The 17,901-nt window shown below is 74.9% G+C and carries 22 protein-coding genes; 13 read left to right on the forward strand and 9 right to left on the reverse strand.

From position 1 onward, the window contains the following. Nucleotides 1-201 precede the first annotated feature (201 nt). The 3 genes from ACZ3J7_RS27555 to ACZ3J7_RS27565 all read right to left on the reverse strand — a co-directional run bounded on the left by ACZ3J7_RS27555 (nucleotide 202) and on the right by ACZ3J7_RS27565 (nucleotide 2,323). Entirely contained in the window at nucleotides 202-1,440 is a 1,239-nt protein-coding gene (locus ACZ3J7_RS27555) for a PP2C family protein-serine/threonine phosphatase (RefSeq protein WP_465625573.1), read from the reverse strand. A 3-nt stretch (nucleotides 1,441-1,443) separates the two neighbouring features. Continuing rightward, nucleotides 1,444-1,953, reverse strand: coding sequence for a hypothetical protein (locus tag ACZ3J7_RS27560; RefSeq protein WP_465625575.1), 510 nt, complete (start codon nucleotides 1,951-1,953; stop codon nucleotides 1,444-1,446). Nucleotides 1,954-2,065: 112 nt separating this feature from the next. Further along, nucleotides 2,066-2,323, reverse strand: a complete 258-nt coding sequence (locus ACZ3J7_RS27565) for a DUF6479 family protein (RefSeq protein WP_465625576.1) — start codon at nucleotides 2,321-2,323, stop codon at nucleotides 2,066-2,068. 201 nt (nucleotides 2,324-2,524) lie between these two features. Here ACZ3J7_RS27565 and ACZ3J7_RS27570 point away from each other — a divergent pair, with 201 nt between their 5' ends. Genes ACZ3J7_RS27570 through ACZ3J7_RS27615 form a run of 10 tightly spaced genes read left to right on the forward strand, consistent with a single transcriptional unit; the run spans nucleotide 2,525 to nucleotide 8,070 of the window. Continuing rightward, a complete protein-coding gene (locus tag ACZ3J7_RS27570; RefSeq protein ID WP_465625578.1) occupies nucleotides 2,525-3,166 on the forward strand; it encodes a hypothetical protein in 642 nt (213 codons plus the stop codon). Between the two features lie 6 nt (nucleotides 3,167-3,172). Beyond that, entirely contained in the window at nucleotides 3,173-4,285 is a 1,113-nt protein-coding gene (locus tag ACZ3J7_RS27575; protein ID WP_465625580.1) for an SRPBCC family protein, read from the forward strand. 5 nt (nucleotides 4,286-4,290) lie between these two features. Continuing rightward, nucleotides 4,291-4,746, forward strand: a complete 456-nt coding sequence (gene gvpJ, locus ACZ3J7_RS27580; protein WP_465625582.1) for a gas vesicle protein GvpJ — start codon at nucleotides 4,291-4,293, stop codon at nucleotides 4,744-4,746. Beyond that, complete coding sequence (locus ACZ3J7_RS27585) at nucleotides 4,743-5,534, forward strand: GvpL/GvpF family gas vesicle protein (RefSeq protein WP_465625584.1); 792 nt, start codon at nucleotides 4,743-4,745, stop codon at nucleotides 5,532-5,534. The genes gvpJ and ACZ3J7_RS27585 overlap by 4 nt, the downstream gene beginning before the upstream one ends. After that, entirely contained in the window at nucleotides 5,525-5,767 is a 243-nt protein-coding gene (locus ACZ3J7_RS27590; RefSeq protein ID WP_465625586.1) for a gas vesicle protein GvpG, read from the forward strand. The genes ACZ3J7_RS27585 and ACZ3J7_RS27590 overlap by 10 nt, the downstream gene beginning before the upstream one ends. 3 nt (nucleotides 5,768-5,770) lie before the next feature. Then, nucleotides 5,771-6,298 (forward strand): gas vesicle protein GvpO, encoded by a 528-nt coding sequence (gene gvpO / locus ACZ3J7_RS27595; protein WP_465625587.1) that lies wholly within the window; start codon nucleotides 5,771-5,773, stop codon nucleotides 6,296-6,298. Further along, complete coding sequence (locus tag ACZ3J7_RS27600) at nucleotides 6,295-6,747, forward strand: gas vesicle protein (RefSeq protein WP_465625589.1); 453 nt, start codon at nucleotides 6,295-6,297, stop codon at nucleotides 6,745-6,747. Before gvpO ends, ACZ3J7_RS27600 begins: the two co-directional genes overlap by 4 nt. Continuing rightward, complete coding sequence (locus ACZ3J7_RS27605; RefSeq protein ID WP_465625591.1) at nucleotides 6,744-7,547, forward strand: GvpL/GvpF family gas vesicle protein; 804 nt, start codon at nucleotides 6,744-6,746, stop codon at nucleotides 7,545-7,547. Before ACZ3J7_RS27600 ends, ACZ3J7_RS27605 begins: the two co-directional genes overlap by 4 nt. Beyond that, nucleotides 7,544-7,789 (forward strand): gas vesicle protein, encoded by a 246-nt coding sequence (locus tag ACZ3J7_RS27610; RefSeq protein WP_465625593.1) that lies wholly within the window; start codon nucleotides 7,544-7,546, stop codon nucleotides 7,787-7,789. The genes ACZ3J7_RS27605 and ACZ3J7_RS27610 overlap by 4 nt, the downstream gene beginning before the upstream one ends. Then, nucleotides 7,786-8,070, forward strand: coding sequence for a gas vesicle protein K (locus tag ACZ3J7_RS27615; protein ID WP_465625595.1), 285 nt, complete (start codon nucleotides 7,786-7,788; stop codon nucleotides 8,068-8,070). The genes ACZ3J7_RS27610 and ACZ3J7_RS27615 overlap by 4 nt, the downstream gene beginning before the upstream one ends. Nucleotides 8,071-8,134: 64 nt before the next feature. On the opposite strand, the gene ku is transcribed toward ACZ3J7_RS27615, so the two are convergent. Beyond that, nucleotides 8,135-9,328 carry a non-homologous end joining protein Ku gene (gene ku, locus ACZ3J7_RS27620; protein WP_465625782.1) on the reverse strand — a complete coding sequence of 398 codons (1,194 nt, stop codon included), beginning with the start codon at nucleotides 9,326-9,328 and terminating at the stop codon, nucleotides 8,135-8,137. Between the two features lie 246 nt (nucleotides 9,329-9,574). Here ku and ACZ3J7_RS27625 point away from each other — a divergent pair, with 246 nt between their 5' ends. Next, the gene (locus ACZ3J7_RS27625) at nucleotides 9,575-10,492 is read left to right on the forward strand and encodes a DNA polymerase domain-containing protein (RefSeq protein WP_465625597.1); all 918 of its coding nucleotides are present in this window, start codon (nucleotides 9,575-9,577) and stop codon (nucleotides 10,490-10,492) included. A gap of 21 nt (nucleotides 10,493-10,513) precedes the next feature. Here the strand turns inward: ACZ3J7_RS27625 and ACZ3J7_RS27630 are convergent, their stop codons facing one another. Then, nucleotides 10,514-11,737, reverse strand: a complete 1,224-nt coding sequence (locus ACZ3J7_RS27630) for a PP2C family protein-serine/threonine phosphatase (RefSeq protein ID WP_465625599.1) — start codon at nucleotides 11,735-11,737, stop codon at nucleotides 10,514-10,516. A gap of 299 nt (nucleotides 11,738-12,036) precedes the next feature. Between ACZ3J7_RS27630 and ACZ3J7_RS27635 the strand changes: the two genes are divergently transcribed. Both ACZ3J7_RS27635 and ACZ3J7_RS27640 read left to right on the forward strand, forming a co-directional pair. Beyond that, nucleotides 12,037-12,399, forward strand: a complete 363-nt coding sequence (locus ACZ3J7_RS27635; protein WP_465625601.1) for a hypothetical protein — start codon at nucleotides 12,037-12,039, stop codon at nucleotides 12,397-12,399. A 338-nt stretch (nucleotides 12,400-12,737) separates the two neighbouring features. Then, nucleotides 12,738-14,177, forward strand: a complete 1,440-nt coding sequence (locus ACZ3J7_RS27640) for a SulP family inorganic anion transporter (RefSeq protein WP_465625784.1) — start codon at nucleotides 12,738-12,740, stop codon at nucleotides 14,175-14,177. Between the two features lie 60 nt (nucleotides 14,178-14,237). Here ACZ3J7_RS27640 and ACZ3J7_RS27645 read toward each other — a convergent pair whose 3' ends face one another. The 4 genes from ACZ3J7_RS27645 to ACZ3J7_RS27660 all read right to left on the reverse strand — a co-directional run bounded on the left by ACZ3J7_RS27645 (nucleotide 14,238) and on the right by ACZ3J7_RS27660 (nucleotide 17,881). Further along, nucleotides 14,238-15,125 carry a hypothetical protein gene (locus ACZ3J7_RS27645; RefSeq protein ID WP_465625603.1) on the reverse strand — a complete coding sequence of 296 codons (888 nt, stop codon included), beginning with the start codon at nucleotides 15,123-15,125 and terminating at the stop codon, nucleotides 14,238-14,240. A 300-nt stretch (nucleotides 15,126-15,425) separates the two neighbouring features. Continuing rightward, entirely contained in the window at nucleotides 15,426-16,277 is an 852-nt protein-coding gene (locus ACZ3J7_RS27650) for a DUF1206 domain-containing protein (protein ID WP_465625605.1), read from the reverse strand. Nucleotides 16,278-16,316: 39 nt separating this feature from the next. Next, complete coding sequence (locus ACZ3J7_RS27655; RefSeq protein ID WP_465625607.1) at nucleotides 16,317-16,586, reverse strand: hypothetical protein; 270 nt, start codon at nucleotides 16,584-16,586, stop codon at nucleotides 16,317-16,319. 74 nt (nucleotides 16,587-16,660) lie between these two features. Further along, nucleotides 16,661-17,881: a phospholipase D-like domain-containing protein gene (locus ACZ3J7_RS27660; RefSeq protein WP_465625609.1), complete on the reverse strand. Its 1,221-nt coding sequence runs from the start codon at nucleotides 17,879-17,881 to the stop codon at nucleotides 16,661-16,663. Nucleotides 17,882-17,901 lie beyond the last annotated feature (20 nt).

Below are 17,901 nucleotides of genomic sequence, written 5' to 3' on the forward strand. Positions count from 1 at the left end.
CCCGGTGGAATTGCCCCGGTGAATTCCGGGCCGATTTCCGAGGCGGTGGAGCCGGGGGGGGGGGGGCGGGGGCGCCCCCCCCCCCCCCCGGGGGGGGGGGGGGGGGGGGGGGCGCCCCCCCCCCCCCCCCCCCGCCTCCGCCGTTGACGCGCCGGTCGGTGTCCAGCTAGCAGGGGGAGTCGGCGGTCACCAGGGGAGCGGTCACCAGGGGGAGGGGCGCGGCCTGGTGTCGTCCAGCAGCGGCGGGGAGAGCGGCTGCCACTCGATCATCATGATGGTGGCGTCGTCGGTCAGGTTCTCGTCCTGGTGCTCCAGGATCGCGTGCATCAGCCGCCGCAGCGTCTCCGGCGCGGTCTCCCCGGCCCCGGCGGCCCGGATCACGAAGTCGGTGAACCGCGCCAGCCCGAAGAACTCGTGGTTGGAGCCCTTCGCGTCCACCACCCCGTCGGTGTAGAGCAGCAGCCGGTCGCCCGGCTTGAGCGAGAGGGTCCGCACGGTCCGCGGCCCGCCGGTGTAGTGGCCCAGCCCCAGCGGCAGCTCGCCCGGACCGTCGAGCGCGCCCTCGACCACCACGCCCGAACGGATCAGCAGCGGGTGCGGGTGCCCGCAGTTGGCCCAGTGCAGGGTGCCGGTGGCGATGTCCAGGCGGAGGAAGACGCCGGTGGCGAAGCGGTCCGGGAACCAGTCGTGCAGGGCGCGGTCGATCGTGTCCACCAGGTCCGGCAGGTCGGCGCCGTTGCGGCGCGCGTTGCGGCAGGCCGCCAGCGCCAGCGCCGCGGTCAGGCCGGACGCCAGGTCGTGGCCCATCGCGTCCAGCACCGCCGCGTGCAGCACCCCGTCCGCGAGCGAGTGCTCGAACGCGTCCCCGCCCAGCCGGTAGGCCGGCTCCAGCACGGCCGTGGACACCGCGCGGTCGGTGCAGACCGTGCGCGGCGGCAGGAAGGCCCGGAGCATCTCGGACGGCAGGCTCATGGTGTCCGCGCGGGTGCCGTGCGCGTAGCTGTCGCTGGTGTCCCGCTTGGAGGTGATCACCATGGCCAGCACCGACGTCAGCAGCCGGCAGCGGCGGACCGCCTCCCGGTCCAGGGACTGCGTGCGCAGCCCCAGCACGCCCAGCCGCTCGGCGCCGTCGGTCAGCGGGAACCAGGCCACCAGCCCCGCCCCCTCGTCCTCGGCGACCCGCATCGACCCCGTCCGGAACGCCCAGCCGGCCAGCGTGCCGTCGATCGGCAGGTCCGGCCCCTCGGCCAGGGCGACCAACCGGTGCTGCTGGATGTCGGTCAGGTACACGGCCGCCGAGCCCAGGCCCAGGGCGTGCGCGTACTGCTCGGCGAAGCGTGGCGCGTCCCGCGGGTCCAGGGTGCGGCCGGCGGTCAGGAACTGCTCCAGCAGGCGCTCGCCGAGGTTCAGCGGGGGAGTCACGCTCTCGTCGTCAGGCATCTCTCAAGCCGATCCCCGGGAGCGGGCGCGGGCGACCCCGGCGCGCCGTTCCGTCCCCCCGGATCCACCGGACGGCGCAACGCCCCCGCGCGGGGCGGGGACGTCGAGCGGGACGGGCATGTCGAGCGGGACGGGCATGTCGAGCGGGACGGGGAGGACGAGGCCGCCCAGGTCGAGCTCGCGTTCGAGCTCGTCGATCCGGGCCGCGACCGCGGCCGGGTCCGGCCGCCTCACGACACCGGTTCGGCCGCGGTCCAGCGCCACCGCCCCGACCAGGCCGTGCAGCGCCATGGCCGGCAGCGCCACCGGCCACAGCGCGCCCGCGCACAGCGCGAACGCCTCGGTCTGCTGCCGCTCCTGCCGTTCGAACCGGTGCACCAGCCGCTCGTCCGCCACCGCCCGCCCGGCGGCCGCCCGGAGGAAGCGCTCCCGCTCCCGCCGGAAGACCGCCCGGGCCGTCAGCAGCCCGCCGAGCAGGTAACCCGCCACCGCCCCCAGACACAGCACCACCACCGCAGACCGCCTCCTCGAACGTCCAGAGCCTCCGGATACGTCGCACGTATGCCCGACATCCCGGCCCGCAACGGTCGGCCGTCGAAATCGACCGGCCCCGGACGACGGCCCGTCAGTGCTCGTACGGGCCGTTCGCGCCGCGCGGGGGAGCGGTCCGACCCGACTCCTCGCCGTCCGGCGTGCTCCAGGAACCGGCCCGCTCAGCGGCGGGACCCGGCGCCGCCGGAGGACGTCGGCGGTTCCGTCGGCGGCTGCCCCAGACGAACGCCCCGATCAGCAGGGCGACGATGATCAGCGCCGGAATGATCACCACCAGGAGGTGCGGACCGCTCGACTCCGCCTCCGCCAGCACCAGCGCGTCGACCCTCATGACCTGCTCCTTCCGCTCCGGTGGACCCGCCCGCGCGGGTCCACGACGCCCGGGCGCTTACCCCGTGCTCCGCGATGAATGCCCGATACGTGGAGATATGAGTGTGTTGTTCCCGGCGGCTCGGGTAGGCGGTACGACTGTCGAAGCGGAACGGCCGTCCCGGCCGGGTCCGACGCCTTCTCGCCCCATCGGGGAACTCCCATGAAGAATTCGAAACTGGCAGCCGCCGTAGTCGCGGGTTACTTCCTCGGGCGCTGGCGCAAGGCCCGTTGGGCGCTGGCCCTGGCCGGCATGGCGGCCGGAAAGAAGCTCAGTACCAATCCCGGCGTCCTGGTCGGCCAACTCATGGAGTCCTCCCCGCAGTTGCGCGGCCTGGTGGACGAGATGCGGGGCGACCTGACGGAAGCCGGCAAGAACGCCCTCGCCACCGCCGCGGGCAACCGGATGGGCGCCCTCACCGACCGGCTCCAGGAACAGACCGAGGCCATCCGCGACCGCACCGCCGGGCGCGGCCGGGACGAGGACGAGGACCAGGACGAGGGCGAGGAGCGCGACGAGGACCGCGACGAAGAGCAGGACGAGGAGCCGGACGAGGAGCAGGACGCGCCGGAGGACGACGAGGACGACGGGTCCGACGAGGACGAGTCCGATGAGGACGACGAGCCGGACGAGGAGGAACCACCGCGCCGCCGGCGGACGGCGTCCCGCGCGAGCAGTGCCGCGAAGAAGAAGGCAGCGCCGCGCAAGGCGACCGGAAGCAGCTCGGCGTCCGCCCGGAAGAGCACCAGGAGCGCCAAGAGCACCGGAACGCGGGCGTCGGCCCGGAAGACGAAGACGGGGTGAACGGCGATGGCCAGGCGGTCCGATGACGACAAGGGCGGTTCGGGCGGCGTGATGGAGGCGCTGCCCACCGAGCAACTGATGAGCCAGACCCGTGAACTGGTGTCGGCGCTGGGGGAGCGCGCGGTCGCGGCGGCGGGCGACAAGGTCGGCGCGGTGACCGAACGCCTCGTCGAGTACGTCGCCAACGGGGGTGGGGGAGGGGGCGGAGACGGCGGCGGTCCCTCGATGGCGAAGACCCTGCTGAAGACGGGCGCGTCCGGGGTGAAACAGGCCGTGACCGGAAAGCTCGGCGGCGGTGGGGGCGGAGGAGGGAAGGGCGGGGGCGGCGGCAAGGAGACCAAGGTCACCAACATCGTCGAGCAGATCGACGTCGGCGTGCCCGTCCGGGTCGCCTACAACCAGTGGACCCAGTTCCAGGACTTCCCGAAGTACACCAAGCGCGTCGAACAGGTCGACCAGTCCTCCGACAACAAGCTCAGCTGGAAGGCCGGCATCTTCCTCTCCCACCGCACCTGGGAGTCGACGATCGTCGAGCAGGTCCCGGACGAGCGGATCGTGTGGCGCTCGAAGGGCGAGAAGGGTTCGGCGGACGGCGTGGTGACGTTCCACGAACTCGCCCCCAACCTGACCAGGATCCTGGTCGTCCTCGAGTACCACCCGCAGGGCATGTTCGAGCGGGTCGGCAACCTGTGGCGCGCCCAGGGCAGGCGCGCCCGACTGGAGTTGAAGCACTTCCGCCGCCACGTGATGACCCGGACCATCCTCGACCAGGAGGGCGTCGAGGGCTGGCGCGGCGAGATCCGGGACAGCGAGGTCGTCCGCTCGCACGAGGACGCGCTGCAGGACGAGGAGGACGAGAACGAGAACGACAACGGGGACGAGGGCGAGGACGAGGAGACCGACGCGGAGGACTACGAGGACGAGGAGGAGCCGGAGGACGACTACGACGAGGAGCCCGAGGACGAGGAGGAGGAACCGGAGGACGACTACGACGAGGAGCCCGAGGACGAAGAGGACGAGGACGAAGAGGACGAGGACGAAGAGGGCGAAGAAGAAGAGGAGCCAGAGGAGCGCCCGGCGCGGCGCGGCTCCCGCCGGACGTCCTCGCGGAGGAGGTGAGCCCGGTGACCGTCTCCCCGCGATCCGGTGGTGGTAACTACATCTCCCGGCCTTCCTCGGCCGGCCTGGTCGACGTCGTGGACCTGATCCTCGACAAGGGCCTGGTCATCGACATCTACCTGCGCGTGTCCCTGGTCGGCATCGAACTGCTGACCGTCGACGCGCGCATCGTGGTGGCGAGCGTCGACACCTACCTGCGTTTCGCCGAGGCGGTCAACCGGCTCGACCTGGCGAACGACGACAAGAGCGAGGGGCTGCCCGAGCTGGTGAAGGACATGCAGGAGGGCGGCGCCCGGCACAAGACCCGCGGTGCGCTCGAAGGCGTCAAGGACAAGGTGTCCGGCCTGATCGGCGGCGGTGACGAAGACCGGGATGACGCGGACGAGGTCGACGAGGAGCGGGAGGAGCGGCCCCGCCGTCGCTCCCGGGCGGCCGGCACCAGGAAGGGGCGGGAGCGGTGAACGGCACCGACCCGGCCGAGCAGCAGGCCTGCTACGTCTACGGGATCGTCCCGGCCGACGCCTCCGGGCCGGACGGAGCGGTCGGCGTCGGCGACCCGCCCGCGCCGGTGGCCCTGGTGCGCCACCGGGAACTGGCCGCCCTGGTCAGCGGGATCGACACCGCCCGCCCGCTCGGTACGCCGCAGGACCTGATCGCCCACGCCCGGGTGCTCGACGGGATGGTGGCGGACGGGACCGCCGTGCTGCCGTTCCGGTTCGGCGCGGTGGTCCGCGACCGGGCGGCCGTCGTCGACGACCTGCTCGCCCCGCAGGAACAACGCTTCCAGGCCGCGCTGGAGGACCTGGCCGGCCTGGCCCAGTTCACCGCCCGCGGCGTCTACCGGCAGGACCGGGTGCTGCGCGAGATCGTCGGACAGCGCCCGGACATCGCCCGCCTGCGCGAGGAGGCCGCCACCCTGTCCGGGGAGGCCTCCCGGCTCCGGCAGATCCGCCTCGGCGAACTCGTCGCCGAGGCACTGGTCGCCCGCGGCCGCGCCGACACCGACCACCTGGTGGCCGCGCTCGGCCCGTACGCCGCGGCGATGACCCGCGCCGAGCCCGGCGCCGACCAGCCCGTCACCGCGTCCTTCCTGGTCGACGTCGACCGCCGGGCGGAGTTCGAACACGCCGCGGACACGCTCGGCACCGACTGGGAGGGCCGGATCGACCTGCGGCTGCTCGGGCCGCTCGCCCCCTACGACTTCGCCTCCCAGCTCATGGACGCACAGGGACGCCAGTCATGGGACTGATCACCGGCCTGCTCACCCTGCCGCTCGCCCCCGTCCGGGGCGTGGTGTGGCTGGCCGAGCAGCTGCACGAACAGGCCTGGCGGGAACTCCACGACCCGGCCGCCGTCCGCCGCGCCCTGCTGGACGTCCAGGCCGCCCGGGAGGCGGGCACGATCAGCGAGCCGGAAGCCGCCGCCCGGGAGGCGGAACTGGTACGGCGGCTGCTGCCGCCGACCGAGGGCTGGGAGGTGTGAGCCGTGTCCGCACCGCGAGCCCGCCGTCCGGACGACGACCGCCCGGACGAGGACCGTGCGGAGGAGACCCGTGCGGAGGAGAGCCGCCCGACCCGACGGCGGCGCCGCCCCCCGGACGGGGACGAACCCGCCGCCGCCCCCCGGCGCCCGGCGTCCCGTCGGAAGGCGCCCCCGCCCGATCCCGCCGAGAGCGAGCCCGACGAGTCCGACGAGCTGGACGAGCCCGACGAGCGGGACGAACGCGGTGGTGCCGGTGGCGCGCGGATCGGGGTGGCCGAGGCCGCCGGGCGGGCGGCCGCCCAGGTGCGGGCGATGACCGGGCGCAGCCCCGAGGGCGTCACCTCGGTGGAGCGCACCGAGGAGGGCTGGCGGGTCGGCATCGAGGTGGTGGAGAGCCGGCGGATCCCCGACACCACCGACATCCTGGCCCTCTACCGGGTGGACCTCGACCGGGACGGCGAACTGCTCGCCTACCACCGGGAGGACCGCTACGCCCGCGGCCGCTTCGCCGACGGAGGGGAGGGACCGTGAGCACCCCGACCCCGTGGCGCGGCACCGGCGCGGTGCCCGCCGCCGGACCCGGCACCTCCGCCGCGCCGCAGCCGGCCAACCTGGCCGACCTGCTCGAACGCGTCCTCGACAAGGGCATCGTGATCGCCGGGGACATCAGGATCAACCTGCTGGACATCGAACTGCTGACGATCCGGATCCGACTGCTGATCGCCTCCGTCGACCGGGCCCGCGAGATGGGCATCGACTGGTGGGAGCACGACCCCACCCTCTCCTCGGGCGAACGCGGCCGCGACCTCGCCGAGGAGAACCGCCTGCTGCGCGAGCGCCTGGGCGAACTGGAGGCCGCCCGCTCCCGGGACGCCGAACCCGGCGCCGGACCCGAAGCCGAATCCGCCGCTGCCGACGCCGAAGCGCCGCGCCGCCCCGCGCGGAAGGGCGGCGGCACCCGACGGCGGGAGGCACCGTGACCCGCACCTGGCTGTACGCGCTCGCCCCGGCCGGCCCCGGACCGGACGCCCCCGCCGGGGTGGCCGGCGAACGTCCGCGCACCGTCGGGGCCGACGGGCTGCTCGCCGTCGTCGGAACGGTGCCCGCCCCGGACTTCGACACCGACGAACTGCAGCAGCACCTGCGCGACCCGCAGTGGCTCGAACGCGCGGTGCGCGCCCACCACGCGGTGGTCACCGCCGCCGGCGCCCTCCCGGTGCGCTTCGGCACGGTCTACCGCGACGACGACCGGGTCCGCGCCCTACTCACGGCGCACGCCGACGCGTTCCGGGCCGCCCTGGCCCGCGTCGCCGACCGCACCGAGTGGGGCGTCAAGGCGTACCTGGACCGCACCACCCCGCCGGACGGGGACGCCCCGCCCGCCGACCAGCCGCCCGCCGACCGCCCGGGCACCGCCTACCTGCTGCGCCGCCGCGCCACCCGCGACCGTGCCGCCCGGACGCTGGAGGACGCCGCCGAGCGGGCCCGCGACATCCACCTCGCGCTGGCCGCGCTCGCCGCCGACAGCGCCGAGCACCCGCCGCAGCCGCCGGAGGCGACCGGCGTCCGCGACCCGATGCTGCTCAACGGCGCCTACCTGGTGGACCGCGCCCGGGAGGCGGAGTTCGCCCGCGCGGTGCTCGGCCTGCACGACCGGCACGCCCCCGTGCTGCGGCTGGAACCCACCGGGCCCTGGCCCCCGTACTCCTTCGTCGATGCCGTGGACGCCGTGGACGCCGTGGACGCCGTCGACCCGCCGGCCGGGGACGGCGCGCGGTGACCCCCGCCGACCGGCCGTCGCCGCTGCCGCCCGCGTTGCGGCAGCAGGACGTCGCGCTGGTCGACCTGCTCGACCGGGTGCTGGCCGGCGGGGTGGTGATCGCGGGCGAGATCACCCTCTCGATCGCCGACGTCGACCTGGTGCGGATCAGCCTGCGGGCCCTGATCGCCTCGGTCCGCACCCTGGCCGCCGAGTCCACCCGGTCCGTCGAGGCCGCCGACGTCCCCGGAGCGGCGCCGTGAGCGGACCGGCCCGGCGGCTCGACCTCGACCCCGAGACGGTCGGGCGGGACCTCGCGTCCCTCGTCCTCGCGGTGGTCGAACTGCTGCGGCAGCTGATGGAGCGCCAGGCGCTGCGCCGGATCGATCAGGGCGACCTGGACGAGGAACAGGTCGAGCGGCTGGGCCTGACCCTGATGGCGCTGGAGCAGCGGATGACCGAACTCCGCGAGCGGTTCGGCCTCACCCCCGAGGACCTCGACCTCGACCTCGGCCCGCTCGGCCACCTGCTGTCCACCGACTGACGCCCGACTGACCGACTGACGCCCGGCCGGAGGCCGACCGGGCGCCGGACGGACCGTCCCGCCCTCAGGAGGCCTTGCGGAGGGCGCGGCGCGGGCGGGCGGCGGCCTTGAGCGCGTGCTGCAACTGGTCGCGGGTCATCGTGGAGCGGTGCGGGACGCCGAGCGCGGCGGCCCGCCGGTACAGCTCGGCCTTGGTGAGCGAACCGAGGTCCTCCACGGCCGCCGCGGGCTCCGCCGGCTTCGCCCCGGCGCGCTTCCGGGCCGTCGCGAGGTCCTTCGTCCCGGCCGGGGCCTTCGCCTTCGCCCGCCCCTGCGGCCCGGCCTGCCCGGCTCGTCCGGCCTGCCCGGCCCGCCCGGCGGGCTTGGCCGCCTTGGCGGCCGGCTTCGCGGGCTCCGCCCGGCCGACGGACCTGCGCGCGACGGTCCCCTTCCCGCCGGAGCTCCGGCCGCCGCCCGCCTTCGGCCCCGCCTTCGCGCGGGCCTCGTCGAGGCTGCGGCGCAGGACGTCCATCAGCTCGGTGAGGTCGGTGGCCTCCGGCGCCGCGCCGGCCGACAGCGCGACCTCCCGGCCCTCGGCCTTGGCCTCGACCAGGGCCCGGACCCGCTCCTCGTAGGTGTCGTGGTAGTCGTCCGGGCGCCAGTCGACGGCGAGCATGTCGATCAGCTCCTCGGCGGCGGCCAACTCGGTCCGGTTGAAGTCCCGCCGCCGGCCGGGCAGGTCGGGCACCTCCCGGCGCGGGTCGCGCAGCTCGTCCGACCAGTGCATGGTGTGCAGTTCGAGCAGCCCGTCGACGGAGTCGATCGCCGTCAGGTACTCCCGGCCGCGCATCGCGAACACCGCCAGCCCGGCCCGGTGGGCGTGGCCGAGCGCCTCCACGACGAGCTGGTAGACCTTCGCGGTCTCCCGGTCCGCCGGGCCCAGGTAGTACGTCTTGTCGAAGAAGACCGGCTCGATCTCCTCCAGGTCGGCGAAGCCGCTGATCTCGATCGTCCGGGAGCGCCCGGGGGAGAGCTCCTCCAGCTCGGCGGGCTCCACGACCACGTACCGCCCCTCGGCGACCTGGTAGCCCTTGACCACCTCGGCGAAGGGCACCTCCTCGCCGGTGCGCTCGTTCACCCGCCGCTGCCGCACCCGGTCGGTGGTGCCGCGCTGCAGCTGGTGGAAGCGCACCGCGTGCGACTCGGTCGCCGGGTACAGCGCCACCGGCAGGCTCACCAGCCCGAACGTCAGCGTGCCCTTCCACACCGGCTTCACCATCGTGCTCACCCTTCCTCCGCCGGCCGGACGGCGCGGCAGCGCCGCCCGCGACCGGACCGCGTCCTGCCCGCGCGGCTGCCCGATCGGCTCCAGCCCACACCCCGCCCGGCCCACTCCGCACCCGGACGCGTTCCGGCGGGCCCGACAACCCGGGCCGGGCCCCTCCGTGCGCGCACGGCCCGGGTGTCGGGCCCGCCCGGCGGGGTAGGCGCGGCGCACACCGGCGAGGAGGGAGCGGGGTACGCCATGACCACGACCGAACTCCGGGCGGGCGGTCGCACCGTCCGGCTCGAACGCGCCGACAAGGTGCTGTTCCCGGCGGACGGGGGCGACGGCGGCGCCCTCACCAAGGCCGACCTCGCCGCGCACTACCGCCGGGTGGCCCGGCGGATCCTGCCGCAGCTGCGCGGCCGCCCGCTGATGCTGGAGCGCTACCCCGACGGCATCGACGGCCCCCGGCTGGTGCAGAAGGACACCCCCGGGCACTTCCCGGCGTGGATCCACCGCAGCGAACTGCCCAAGGCGGGCGGCACCGTCGACTACCCCGTCTGCGACGACCTGGCCACCCTGCTCTACCTGGTCGGCCAGGCCTGCGTCACCCCGCACCGCTGGCTCGCCCGGGCCGACCGGCCCGACCACCCCGACCTGCTGGTGATCGACCTGGACCCGGCCGGCGACGACTTCGAACCGGTCCGGCGGGCCGCCGCCGCGACCCGCGTCCTGCTCGACGAGCTCGGCCTCCCCGCCGACCTGATGACCACCGGCTCGCGCGGCCTGCACGTCCTCGTCCGGCTCGACCGCGCCGCGGCCTTCGACGAGGTCCGGGCCTTCGCCCGGGACGCCGCCGCCGTGCTCGCCCGGCGCCACCCCGACCTGCTCACCACCGAGGCCCGCAAGGCGGCCCGCGGCGGCCGGCTCTACCTCGACGTCCAGCGCAACGCCTACGGCCAGAACGCCGTCACCCCCTACGCCGTGCGCGCCCTGCCCGGCGCCCCGGTCGCCACCCCGCTGGCCTGGGACGAACTGGACGACCCCGGCCTCACCGCCCGCCGCTGGACCGTCGCCACCCTCGCGGAGCGCCTGGAGGCCCCGGACCCCTGGCGGCCCGCCCGCCGCGGCCGCTCGCTGGGCCCGGCCCGGCGGCGGCTGGAACGGCTGGGCTGAGTCCCCGGGAGCCGCGGGGCTTCACGGCCCGTCCGGGTGCCAGGCGGTGAGCAGGACGGTGGCGTCGTCGCGCAGCCGGTCGCCCTGGTGGGCGGTGATCCGCCGGACCAGCCGGCGCAGCGCCTCGGGGGCGGGCAGGCCGTCGGCCATCGCCCGGGAGACCACGTCGACCAGGCGTTCCTCGCCGAACGGGACGCCGGCCGCGTCCCGGCCCTCGGTCACGCCGTCGGAGTGGAGCAGCAGCCGGTCGCCGGGCTCCAGGCGCGCGGTGTGGACGGCCGGGGTGGTGCGCGGGATCCCGGCGGGCAGGCCCAGCGGCGGGTGCGGGGTGCGGGCCAGGGCGTGCGGGACGATCCGGCCCCGCCGGACCAGCAGCGGCGTCGGGTGGCCGCAGTTGATCCAGGACAGGGCGCCGGTGACCAGGTCCAGGTCGGCGACGACGCAGGTCAGCAGCCGTTCGGGGATCCACCGGGTGAGCGCGGCGTCGATCGCTTCGGCGATGTCGGCCAGGGTGCCCCCGGCCCGGCGGGTGGAGCGGCAGGCGGCGATCGCGACGGCGCTGCAGCCCCCGGAGGCCAGGTCGTGGCCCATCGCGTCGACCAGGGTCAGGTGCAGCCGCTGCCGGGCCAGGTTGTGGTCGAAGGCGTCGCCGCCGATGTCGTAGGCGGGCTCCAGCACGGCGCTGGAGGTGACCAGCCGGCTGCCGATCGTCCGGGGCGGCAGGAAGGCCCGGACGAGTTCGGCCTGCAGGGTCATCGGCCGGCGCCGCCCGGTGGCCACCAGCAGGTCGCTGTACGGCGTCTTGGCGACGACCAGCAGCGCGGTCGCGCCGGCCAGCGCCCGGCAGGCGGCCAGCCGGGCCGCGTCCAGGGCGGGCGCGGTGACCTGGAGGACCCCGAGCCGCCCGATGCCGTCCACCAGGGGCACCCAGCCCACCGCGTCCGGGCCGGGGCCGCCGCCGGTCCGGACGGTCTCGGTGCGGTAGGCGCGGCCGGCCAGCGAGTTGTCGACGTCCAGCACCCCCGGGCCGACCGGCCCGTCCGGGGGCGGGCACTCGGCCGGGACGGGCAGCGCCGTCAGGCACTGCTCCTGCACGTCGGCCAGGTAGATCCAGGCACCGGTGAGGCCGATCCGGCGGGCCGCGTCCCGCACCAGCAGCGGCAGGTCCCGGGGCCCGGCCCGGTGCGAGGCCTCCAGCAGGCCGAGCACCGCGGGCCCGGCCGCCGCCTCCTCCTCGTCGCGCACCGCCGGTCACCTCCGCTGTCGTCCGCCCCCGCCGCCCCGCGCCGGTCCGAACCCGCCGGGACCTCAAGCGTCCCGCCGCCGGGCCGGGTCGGCGCGCCAGCCGGGTGCGGACCGGTCGGGCGCGTACCGGCGGGTAGCTCCCGCGGGCGGGGCCCAACGAACTGACTGTCCGTCAAGTTCCTTGCGATTCCGTGTTGTTCGTCAAATCATGAATCCGGCAAGCCGCTCCTGCGCCGCCGTCGCGCACGTAAGCTGGAACGGCGCGGCGACCGGGCCGGGCGGAACCGGGGGAGACGGGGATGGCCGGGAGCGGTACGGCATGGGGCGGGCGGTTCGCCGTCCTGCTCGCCGTCGTGCTCGCCGCCGTGCTCGCCGTGCTCACGGCCGGCCCGCCCGCACAGGCCCGGGCGCCCCGGCCGCCCGCCGCCTCCGTCGCCGAGGAGCACGTCGAGTGCGGTCCCCAGGACGAGGCGCAGGCCCCGATCGGACGGGGCACCGGACGGCACCGGGGGAACGGCGGCCCGCCCGCCCGCGCCGGCGCCCGGCCGGACGAGGACGCCGCGAGCGGCCGCCCGCGCGGGCCGCGGCCCGTCGGGCCGGTGCCGGTCGCCGGCGGGTCGAGACCGGCCGCGCTGGCGCGCATCCAGGTCTTCCGCTGCTGAGGGGCTCCGCGAGCCGATCGTGACGAGACGAGTCGAGGGGCTTCCGCCCCCCGGCCGCCTCCGCCTGCCCTGACGGCGGGTCGGCTCGCTCCGCTGCCCTGACCGCAGCCCCCGTCCGGCCCTCGACGCCGACGGGCGGAGAAGGAGACACCGATGCGCTCGCCCTTGCCCTGCCACGCCCCCGTCCTTTCGAACCGGGAGGACCGGTCGCTGTGAACATCCAGAACATCCAGAACGACAAGAACAAGAACGAGAACGGGAACGCGGACGGCGCCGGGACGGCCGGCCCCGGCACCGGCGGCCTCCTCCGCCGGGCGTTCGCCCACTGGCGGTACGACCTGCCGGCCTCGCTGGTGGTGTTCCTGGTCGCCGTCCCGCTGTGCGTGGGCGTCGCCGTCGCCTCCGGGGTGCCCGCCGAACGCGGGCTGGTCACCGGGATCGTCGGCGGGCTCGTGGTGGGCCTGCTGCCCGGCAGCAGCCTCCAGGTCAGCGGCCCGGCGGCGGGCCTGACCGTGCTGGTCTTCGACGCCGTGCAGCGCTTCGGCCTGGGCTCGCTCGGCGTGCTGGTGCTGGCCGCCGGGCTGCTGCAGATAGCGATGGGCCTGCTGCGCACCGGTCGCTGGTTCCGGGCGATCTCGCTGTCCGTCGTACACGGCATGCTGGCGGGCATCGGCCTGATCCTGATCCTCGGCCAGCTGTACGCCGTCTCCGGGCGGAGCGCGCCCGGCAGCGGCGGCGGGAAGATCGCCGGACTGCCCGGGCTGGTCGCCGACTGGTTCACCGGCCGGGCCGCGACCACCGCGCTCGTCATGGCGGCCGCGACCGTCGTCCTGCTGACGCTGTGGAAGAAGCTGCCCGGTCCGGTCCGCGCGGTGCCCGCGCCGCTGGCCGCCGTCGCCCTCGCCGCCGCGGCCACCGCCGCGTTCGGCCTGGACGTCCCCCGGGTCCGGGTCGACGGCCTGCTGGACGCCGTCGCCCTGCCCACCCGGGACGGCCTCGCCGCCGTCACCGGCCTCGCCGGGCTCGGCACCGTCCTCGCGTTCTCCCTGATCGCCTCCGCGGAGAGCCTGTTCAGCGCCGCCGCCGTCGACCGGATGCACCACGGGCCGCGCACCGACTACGACCGCGAACTCACCGCCCAGGGCATCGGCAACGCCCTCAGCGGCCTGCTCGGCGCGCTCCCGCTGACCGCCGTCATCGTCCGCAGCGCCGCCAACGTCCAGGCCGGGGCCCGCAGCAAGACCTCGCGGGTCCTGCACGGACTGTGGCTGCTGCTGTTCGCCGCCCTGCTGCCCGCCGTCCTCGGACTGATCCCGCTCGCCGTGCTCGGCGGCGTCCTCGTCCACGCGGGGGCCAAGCTGATCCCCGTCCGGCAGACCGTCACGCTGTGGCGCGACCACCGGGGCGAACTCGCCGTCATGGCCGTCACCACCGCCGCGATCGTCTTCACCACCCTCTTCGAGGGCGTCCTGATCGGCGTCGCCCTCGCCGTCGCCAAGAGCGCCTGGCAGACCTCCCAGCTGCACATCGACCTCACCGACACCGGCCCGGACGGCCCGCTGCGGATCAGCCTCAGCGGCAACGCCACCTTCCTCCGGCTGCCCCGCCTCCTCGACACCCTCGAAGCCCTCCCGGCCGGCCGCGCCGTCGAACTCGACTGGACCGGCCTGCGCCACCTCGACCACGCCTGCCACACCGCCCTGCACACCTGGGCCGCCCGCCACGCCGCCCACGACCCCACCACCGTCAGCTGGGAGCCGCCCCTCACCGTCACCTGAACCACCCGGCCCGGGCCCCCGACCGGGGGCCCGGGCCGGGCCGGCCGCGGCGCGGATCCGTCAGCTCCTCGGCTGCTCGCCCGCCGGCAGGATGTCCCGCACCCTGTTGTCCACCAGCCTGGTGATGATGTGCTGGGAGGCCCCGAACACGATGGACCACGCCAGGATCTGGGCCGTGCTGTCCAGGTCGGAGAGCCCCGGTATGAACGAGGCCCGGATCAGCACCATCCCTATCAGCGCGGCCAGGGCCCCGGTGGGCACCTTGAGCGTGGCGGACGCCAGCTGGATCGCGTAGGAAACCCCTCCGCCCTTCCACGCGTGCAGGGAGAGGATGGCGGTCATGGCGGCGCCCAGCATCCCGCTCACCTCGATGGCTATCAGATCCTTGGTCGAGTCGCCGTACTTCGGATCGAACGGGAACGGATGCCCGCCCGACGCGCAGAACACGGTGTCGTCGAGGGGGTTCTGGCCGGCCGGGTGGAAGCACAGGTCGATGGGCGGGATGAATTGGAAATGCACCGCCACCGTCACGGACGCCACCAGAAGGAAGGTCAGGCCCGTCGACATCAACAGCACCTTCCGGACGTTCCGCACTCTGACGAAATATCCGTCGCGGGCCCGGTAGGCCTCTATCAGTGTTCCGGAGAGGAATCGCAGTTCGTTCTCCGAAAGCTCTGCGGAGGGGTCGGAGATGACCTTTTCGCAGAGGGACTCCGCCAGCTCCCGCTGTCGGGAGGAGGGCGGTAAGTAATTCAGCAGTGCGTGGGCGGGGGAAATACTGGAACCGATGGGGTCGTCATGGAGTTTCGCCTCCATCATCAGGACTTCGGCGACATGTATCCTCGACCAGATCCGTTCCCTGTTGTGCCAGGAGGAAGAGGTCTTCGCGATCGCGTCGTCCGCTTCCTCCAACACGACGGCCGCGTGGGAGAGCAGCTGGCAGTCCACCCTCCGTGCCCTCCTGGTCCGCCAGGTGCCGGAGAGGCGCCCCCGATCGGCTTCGAGATGGGCCCGGAGATAGTCGATCCGGGCATCCGCGTGAGCCCGCCAACTGCTCCGATCCCGGCGCCAGGAGAACCTCCCCCGGCCCGTTCCGGTTTCCTCGTGGTGTGCACTCATGGCTGTCCGGCAGAACGTGTGGCGCGGTGAACTCCTTTCACCTTGCCACGACGTGTGTCCGCGCGCACCCCTCGGCGGCCCCTTCCGGGGGGTGCGCGCGGACAACGCCACGACTCGTCCCGGGACGGGTCAGAAGCGGCGCCAGCGCGCCGAGACGAAGGAGAACACGCCGTACAGCACCAGGCCGGCGGCCACCGCGGCCAGCAGCCAGGGGCCGGCCGGGCTGGTGGCGAGGGCGCGGAGGGTGTCGTCCATGCCCTTGGTCTGGTTGGGGTCGAAGCGGACGGCGGCGACCACGGCGAACACGCCGGCGGCGGTGTAGACGATGCCCCGGGCCACGTTGCCGGACACGCCCGTGCCGGTCACCGCGGTGCGGGTGCGCGGGTCCATCCCGGTGGTGTCGAGCTTGCGCAGGAAGCGCCGCTGCAGGGCCCGGACGGCGATCGCGACGCCGACGCCCGCCAGGGTGAGTCCGGCCGCGCCGACCAGCCAGCGGCCGCCGGGCCAGCCCAGCACGGTGGCGGTCCAGTCCCGGGAGGCGGTGTCGCTGTCGGAGCCGCCGCCCGTCCCGGCCGCGTACGCGGCCGTTCCCCAGGCGACCGAGGCGTAGAAGACCGCCCGCCCGGCCGACAGCACCCGCGAGCCGGTCTTCTTCTCCCCGCCCTCGCCGAACACCGCCGTGGCGGCCCGCCACAGGGCCATCCCGACGAACCCGACGGCCAGCACCCACAGCAGCACCTCGCCGAACGGCCGTACCGCGACCTGGTGCAGCGCGCCCTGCCGGTCGGCGTCCTCCCCGCCCGCGCCGAACGCGATCCGCAGGGCCAGCACCCCGACCAGGGCGTAGACCACGCCCCGGGCCACGAAGCCGGACCGGCCCGCGACCCGTACCGCCCGGGCCGGCGCCGCGCCGCCCGTTCCCGCCTCGGCGGCCGCTCCCGTTCCCGTTCCCGCTCCCGCTCCCGCTGCCGTTCCCGTCATGACTGCTCCTCCCTCTTCCGCCGCTCTCCGTGCCCCGCCTCAGTCGAGGGCGCGACCACGGGTGACCAGGTTGCCGATGACCACGTAGACGACGGCCGGGAGGCCGTAGTCGAGCAGGATCTGCACCGTCCGGTTGGAGACCGTGAACAGGCCGCGGGACCAGCCGGCCAGCCAGTCGGCGGCGGTGTGGAACCAGCGCACCAGCGCGTTGTCCTGGTTGGCCTCGAAGAGGTCCAGCAGGATCCAGATGACCAGGATGGCGGCGACGGCGTGCGCCACCACCGATATGACCGAGGTTGTCCGTCTCATGAGCCCCGCCTTGCCCCGCTCGGTTTTCCCAAACCCGTTGCCTTCCAAGGGAGTTCGCGCGTACACGGCCGATCTCAGAGGAAGTGCCGGATCGGCGCGGTGGCCGTCTCCAGGGCCCGCAGGCCGAGGCCGCGGCGGTTCCAGCGCTCCGGGGCGACGGCCTCGCTGCGCGTCAGGTCCTCGTCGAAGTGCCGGTCCAGGACGGCGGTGAACTCCGGGTCGACCACGGCCAGCACCACCTCCTCGTCGTGGTCCAGCGAACGGCGGTTGAAGTTGGCCGAGCCGACCACGGCGGCCGTCCCGTCGACGGTCAGCACCTTGGCGTGCATCATCGTCGGCCCGTACCGCCACACCGTGACCCCGGCCGCGGCCAGCCGCCCGAAGTGGCGCTCGCCCGCCAGCTGGCACACCCGCTTGTCGGTGTGCTCGCCCGGCACCAGCAGGTCGACGGCCACGCCGCGCCGGCCGGCCGCGCACAGCAGGTCCACGAAGTAGTCGTCGGGCGCGAAGTAGGCCGTCGCCAGCCGCAGCCGCCGCTCGGCGGAGGAGATCACCACCCGCATCAGGGTCTGCAGGTCCTGCCAGCCCACGGCGGCCGAACCCCGCACCACCTGGACCACCGAGTCGCCGGGCTGCTCGTGCTCCTCGAACCGGTCCGCCTCGTCGTACAGCGTGCCGGGGGCGCACTCGGCCCAGTTCTGCGCGAAGGCGGCCGCGATGCCGTCCACGGCCGGGCCGACCACCCGGACGTGGGTGTCGCGCCACTCGCCCGGGTTCCGGGCGTCGCCGCACCACTCCTCGGCGATGCCGACCCCGCCGGTGAACGCCGTCCGGCCGTCCACCACCAGGACCTTGCGGTGGCAGCGGTGGTTCTGCTTGAACGGCGACAGCCGCACCGGGCGGCGGAACCAGCAGATCCGGACGCCCGCGGACTCCATCAGGTCGAGCAGCTCCGGTTCGATCAGCCGGCAGCCGAACCCGTCCAGCAGCAGCCGCACCCGCAGGCCCTGCGCGGCCTTGCGGGCCAGGGCCTGGGCGAAGATCCGGGCGATGTCGCCGCGCCAGTAGACGAACGTCATCAGGTCGACGGTCCGCCGCGCCCCGTCGACGGCCTCCAGCATCGCGGGGAAGATCTCGTCGCCGTTGCGCAGCGGCGTCAGCAGGTTCCCCTCGGTGGCGGCGATGCCCAGCAGGCCTTCCAGTCGGCGGCGCAGTGCCCGGCCCCGGTCCCCCGGCAGCGCGGCGGGGTCGGAAGAGGGAGCGGGCGCGCTCGCGGGAACGGTCTCGGTGGTCATGGGTTCCTCCGATCGGAACG

The organism is Kitasatospora sp. NPDC015121 (assembly GCF_055562955.1).